The following is a 3,311-nucleotide window of genomic DNA, read 5'->3' as shown; positions in this document are numbered from 1 at the left end:
GACCTGAGCCGCGGTCGGCAGCGCGATCGCAGGGGGAGCCGGCGGGGCCGGCGCGGCATCCGTCATCTCGGCCGGCCGATCGACCGAGGTGTCGGCCTCGGCGGTCGACGCCGGCGGGAGCGAGCCTCCGAGCAGGGCGGCGAGTTCGACGGCGAGCGCGGCGTCGGCCTCCGCCGGGAGCGCGGGATCGACCTCCGGTGCGGCGGATTCCGCGGGAGCCGAGCCGGCATCCGCGGTGGCGGCGTCGAGGTGGGCGGCGAACGCATCGGCCGAGACCGGGTCGTCGCCGGCGGGGGCCGGGGCGACCAGGTCGGCGAGCGTGCCGGATCCGGTAACGGTGATCACGAGATTCCCTTCGCGAGGAGCGCCCAGCGCTGCGCCTGAAGCTGGTTCAGGTCGGCCGCGCCCAGAGCGGTGGTGCCCAGGGCGGTGGTGCCCAGTGAGCTGGTGGGGGTGAGGAGCGAGGACGAGAGCGCGGACGTCGATGCGGAGGCGCCGAGCAGGCTCGAGAGGTTGCCGAGCATCGCGAGCCCGGAGAGCACCTGCGACAGGTCGATCTGCGGAGCCGGGGTCTCGGTCGCCGGGGCGTCGATCCGGCGGATGGTGACGATGCCGGCATCGCCGGTCCACAGTTCCTGCTCGACGACCGTCTTGCCCGGCGACGGCGCATGGATGATCTTGTTGTCACCCGCGTAGATGCCGATGTGGTGGCCGTTGTTGAGCACGATGAGGTCGCCGGGCTTCGCCTCGGCGAGGGACGGCACCTCGGTGCCGAGGTCGCCCTGCCGACCGCTGTCGTGCGGGGCGTCGATCCCGTAGGTCTCGAGCACGTTCTTCACCAGGCCCGAGCAGTCGACCCCGTTCTTCGAGCGACCGCCGAGCACGTACGGCGTTCCGAGGTACTCGCGGGCGTCGTCGACGAGCGTCTGGCCGAAGGCGTCCTGCGCGTCCGTGGCGGTGGCCCCGGTGAGGCTCGCGAGGATCGCGTCGAACACGGATGCCGTCCCGGTCACCGCGGCGGACGTCGCCACCGGGGCGCCGCGCAGCGCGGCGAGGGTGGTCTGGATGCCGGCGATCGCGGCGAAGGCCTCGGTCATGCGTCCGTCCCCCCGGTGGTGCCGAACGACGCGCGTCCGGCGTGCTCATCCAGGGCGTTCTGCTCGGCGCGGAGGTCGGCGCGGCGCACGCGGGCGGCGTGCTGCTCCTCGAGCTTCTCCAGCTGGGTCGTGCGGGTCTTCGCGACGGCGTAGGCCGCGGCGGCGTCGAGCACGGCCTGGTGGTCCTGGGCGAGCAGGGTCTCGAGTTCGCCGAGCATGCTCGACGACGAAGCGCGGGCGGCGGCGATCGACTGCACGGCCTCGGCCGACGAGGCGTCGACGGTCAGGTCGCCGAGCACCGAGCGCACGCGCTGTTCGCGGCGACGGCGGTCGGTCTCGGTCGCCCGGGCACGGGCGAGTTCGGCGCGCACGCCATCCTCCTGCAGCTTCCGCAGCTTCATGAGGTTGAGGAGCCGGAACGTGCTCATGCGTCGACCCCCAGCGCCGCGACGAGCGCGGCGAGGTGCACCCAGGAGGCGTCGCCGTCGGCGGTCTCGGCGATGTCCTGGCGCAGGAACGCGTCGATCGCCTCGGCGTGGTCGAGGGCGGCGTCGACGAGCGGGTTCGCGCCGCGGGAGTAGGCGCCGACGTCGATGAGGTCCTGCGCCTGGCGGCGGGCGGCCATCACCCGGCGCAGAGCGGTCGCCATCCGGCGCTGCTCGGCGCTCGTGATGCGCCCCGCGACGCGGGAGACGGAGGCCAGGGCGTCGACGGTCGGGAAGTGCCCGGCGATCGCCAGTTTGCGATCGAGCACGACGTGCCCGTCGAGGATCGACCGGGCGGTGTCCGCGATCGGCTCGTCGTGGTCGTCGCCGTCGACGAGCACCGTGTAGAGCCCCGTGATGGAGCCGATGGGGCCGGTGCCGGCGCGCTCCAGGAGCCGCGCGAGCAGACCGAACACCGACGGCGGGTAGCCGCGGGTGGCGGGGGGCTCACCGACGGCGAGACCGATCTCGCGCTGCGCCATCGCGACCCGGGTCACCGAGTCCATGAGCAGCACGGCGTGGCGGCCGGCATCCCGGAAGCTCTCGGCGATGCGGGTTGCGGTGAACGCGGCGCGCACCCGCAGCAGCGGGGCCTGGTCGGCGGTCGCTACGACGACGACGGAGCGGGCGAGGCCTTCGGGCCCGAGGTCGTCCTCGAGGAACTCCCGCACCTCGCGACCGCGCTCGCCGATGAGGCCGATGACGGCGACCTCGGCGTCGGTGCCGCGCGCGATCATCGACAGCAACGAGGACTTGCCGACGCCGGATCCGGCGAAGAGGCCCATGCGCTGGCCGCGGCCGACGGGGGTCAGGGTGTCGAGCACGCGCACGCCCAGCGGGAGCTGGGTGTCGATGCGGGCGCGGTCGATCGGGGACGGGGCGTCGTTGTCGACGGGACGGTACTCGACGGCTCCGTGCGGCGCGACGAGTGGACCCTTGCCGTCGATCGGCCGGCCGGCCGCATCCACGACCCGGCCGAGCAGTCCGCTGCCGACGGGGACGCGCATCCGGGTGCGGGTGGAGCGTGCCCGGTCGCCGACCTTGAGCCCGACGGCCGCGTCGAGCGGCATCGCGGTCACACCCTCGTCGGAGATCGCGGCGACTTCGGCCCGGCAGCACTTTCCCGGGTCCTCGGCGTCGCCGAGCAGCAGCAGATCGCCGATCGCCGCGTCGAGACCGGAGATGCGGATGCCGAGCCCGGTCGCCGCCGTCACGACGCCGATGCGCTCGGGACGGGCGGCTCCGATCACGAGGTCCCAGCCCGCGGGCCGGTGCGGCAGGGTGAGCGTCATGCGTCCGTCCCCTCGCGGAGGGCGGCACGGGCACGTTCGAGCGCGGCCGAGAGGCGCGCGTCGATCTCGCCGCGCGGCAGGTCGATGATCGCGTCACCGGCGGGCACGCCGGAGTCGGCGACGAGTTCGAGGCCCGCGGGCGCGAGGCCGGCCAGCAGGGCGAGGTCGGACGGGGCGAGCCGGATGCGGCGGGGTTGCAGATCCCCGGCGATGTGGAGCGCGCGGTCCAGGGCGTCCACCGACGACGGAGCGGGCTCCCGGTCGAGGATCGCCGCGGCCAGTTCCACCGCCGCTGCGGCGAGAGCCGTGTCGGCGTCGGCGAGCACGGGGGCGACGCGGGCGTCGAGGCGTCCGGCGGCCGCGTCGAGAGCACCCAGCGCGCTCTCGAGGCGACGGCGGGACTCCTCGGCGGCCCGCGCGGCCTCCGCGTCGAGTTC

Annotated in this window: 4 protein-coding genes and 1 pseudogene; all 5 read right to left on the bottom strand. The window is 74.7% G+C overall.

Features of this window, described 5'->3' with window-relative positions:
• Nucleotides 1-345, bottom strand: a pseudogene (locus ACILQS_RS16025) (hypothetical protein); the annotation flags it as partial.
• On the bottom strand, nucleotides 342-1,097 hold the full coding sequence (locus ACILQS_RS16020; protein WP_395641124.1) for a C40 family peptidase: 756 nt from the start codon (nucleotides 1,095-1,097) through the stop codon (nucleotides 342-344). The gene ACILQS_RS16020 and the pseudogene ACILQS_RS16025, both read right to left, overlap by 4 nt.
• Nucleotides 1,094-1,525, bottom strand: coding sequence for a flagellar export protein FliJ (locus ACILQS_RS16015; protein WP_395641123.1), 432 nt, complete (start codon nucleotides 1,523-1,525; stop codon nucleotides 1,094-1,096). The genes ACILQS_RS16020 and ACILQS_RS16015 overlap by 4 nt, the downstream gene beginning before the upstream one ends.
• Nucleotides 1,522-2,874, bottom strand: a complete 1,353-nt coding sequence (locus ACILQS_RS16010; protein WP_395641122.1) for a FliI/YscN family ATPase — start codon at nucleotides 2,872-2,874, stop codon at nucleotides 1,522-1,524. Before ACILQS_RS16010 ends, ACILQS_RS16015 begins: the two co-directional genes overlap by 4 nt.
• The coding region (locus tag ACILQS_RS16005) for a FliH/SctL family protein (RefSeq protein ID WP_395641121.1) at nucleotides 2,871-3,311 on the bottom strand (441 nt) is incomplete at its 5' end. The genes ACILQS_RS16005 and ACILQS_RS16010, both read right to left, overlap by 4 nt.

It is taken from the genome of Pseudolysinimonas sp., from assembly GCF_044239695.1.
Taxonomy (GTDB): Bacteria; Actinomycetota; Actinomycetes; order Actinomycetales; family Microbacteriaceae; genus Pseudolysinimonas_A.
Note: the sequence above shows the minus strand (reverse complement) of the source record. Positions and strands in the feature narration are given on the sequence as shown.